The sequence below is a fragment of the Mesorhizobium sp. M4B.F.Ca.ET.089.01.1.1 genome, assembly GCF_004022605.1.
Classification (GTDB): domain Bacteria; phylum Pseudomonadota; class Alphaproteobacteria; order Rhizobiales; family Rhizobiaceae; genus Mesorhizobium; species Mesorhizobium abyssinicae.
On sequence record NZ_RZOS01000727.1, the window covers coordinates 1 to 1,852 of the forward strand.

Consider the following 1,852-nt stretch of genomic DNA (forward strand, 5'->3'; position numbering starts at 1 on the left):
GGCGCGCGAGCTGGTGCCGAGCAAGCCGGTCGCGCTGATCACGCTGGCGCTGCTCTCCTGTGCCGGGCTGTCCGTGCCGCGCGCCATCGCGCCCGACATCCGCCGCGGCGGCCACGGCGCCTGCTGCGGCTTCCTCTGCACGATGCTGCAGCTCACCGCCGGGGTCTCGGGGCCGATCCTCGACGTCTTCTTCATACGCACCGGACTAGACCGCCAGCAGACCGTGGCGACCAAGGCCGCCATCCAGGCGCTTGGGCACTTCCTCAAGGTCGTCTATTTCGGACAGTTGCTGATCGCCGGCACCGACGTCCTGGCGCCGACGGCGGTGGCGCTGGCAATCGCGCTGGCGGCAATCGGGACGCAGCTTTCGCGGCGCGCCCTCGATGCCATCAGCGACGCGCATTTCATGCGCTGGAGCCGGTGGCTGATCGTCGCCACCGCCGCCACCTGCCTGGTCCAGGGCATTGCCCAGCTCGGCGGCCCGCGAGCGCTTGCGGCAGCGACGCCCGCGGAACAGCAGACGGACCAGAACGAGCGCGTGGAGGCGGCAGTCCCAGCGCCGGGTGCAAAGGCCCGGTCGGAGTCTTGAATCTCCGCTTGATGGCGGGCAGTCCTGGCTCAGATCACGGCCGGCTCAATACCGCTCGCCGCAGTAGCATTCGGCCGATGAGATGCGATCGTTCCAGCCAGTATTGCTGAAATCGCGGACCCTGCGATTGAGCTCGATCGACCGGCCTCGCATCCTCGTATCCGAATAGGCGACGAGGGTGCAGCCGCGGCTCACGATCACCGAGGAAACGCGGTCGTTCCAGAACTGGCCGCCACGAAAGCTCACCGAATCGTCCGCTCCCAATTCCAGCGCGCGGCCGCGAAAATTCGAGTGCTCGAACATGATGCAGCCCGCATCGCCGTAATACTGAGCACTGGCGCTGCCGGCGCAAAACACCGATGCGGCCGCCATCAGGATTGCGACAGATTTCATGGGACGTCTCCTCGTTTGCGCATGGAAGCCGTATGATCGGCACGGCGCGACGACTTTGCATGGCCGACACCGGACAGGCAAGCCGGGGCATGACAACTAGCGGCTGTCGAACATCCAGCTGCGGTCGCGCCACATTTTCTCGCCGACCTGACAATCCACGATCGGCTTGTCCTGGGCGAGCACCATCGGCGGATCAGCTGCCTCATCGGCCGCCCATTGCGGCGAACCTGGACCGGCAAGCTCCAGCACAAGCTTGCGGCGGATCGCTTCCGGAAACTGCGTCCAGTCGTTGACCGGGATCATGAAGGCGCCGGGACCACCGATGACGCAGTCGCTGTAATAGCGGTCGAGATCATTGACGTCGTAGGCGCCGGTGAAGCCGCCGCGCGTCATCAACGGGCTGCCGTTGATGGTGAAGCCCTGGCTCACCACGATATCGCGCGCGAGGTTGACGGGCGCGCCCTGGTTGTTGGGCCCGTCGCCGGAAATGTCGATGACGCGCTTGACGCCCTGAAAGCCGCTTTCGGCGAAAAGATCGCTGCCGAATTCCAGCGCGCCGGAAATCGAGGTGCGCCTGGCGCTGTCCGGCGGGTGGGCGTTGAGCTGCTCGACCACGCGCTCGGCATCGGCCCGGTTGGCGATCGCCGTCCACGGCACGATGACCCGCTGCCAGTTGCTGCCCGCCCATTCGACATAGGTGACGGCGATCTTGCCATAGGCGCCGTCGGCAATGGCTCGCAGCACCAGATCGTGCGTCAGGGCCGCCGCGTAGCCATGGCGCTGGATCTCGAGCTCTTCAGGCGACATCGACAGCGAGACGTCGACGGCAAGCACCAGCTCGATGTCGACGGGTTCCGCGGAGGATGCGGG

2 protein-coding genes and 1 pseudogene are annotated in these 1,852 nt (G+C 66.3%); 1 reads left to right on the forward strand and 2 read right to left on the reverse strand.

Annotated elements, in window-relative coordinates:
• Positions 1–589 (forward strand): annotated as a pseudogene (locus tag EN780_RS39120) (hypothetical protein); the annotation flags it as partial.
• A gap of 45 nt (positions 590–634) precedes the next feature.
• Here EN780_RS39120 and EN780_RS33225 read toward each other — a convergent pair.
• The gene (locus EN780_RS33225) at positions 635–982 is read right to left on the reverse strand and encodes a peptidase inhibitor family I36 protein (RefSeq protein WP_127284694.1); all 348 of its coding nucleotides are present in this window, start codon (positions 980–982) and stop codon (positions 635–637) included.
• 96 nt (positions 983–1,078) lie between these two features.
• Positions 1,079–1,852 (reverse strand): DUF1194 domain-containing protein (locus tag EN780_RS33230; protein WP_133372842.1); only part of this gene is annotated, 774 nt, incomplete at its 5' end.

Coding starts and splice junctions, on each gene's coding strand:
- EN780_RS33225 (WP_127284694.1), bottom strand. CDS start 982: ATGAAATCTGTCGCAATCCTGATGGCGGCCGCATCGGTGTTTTGCGCC.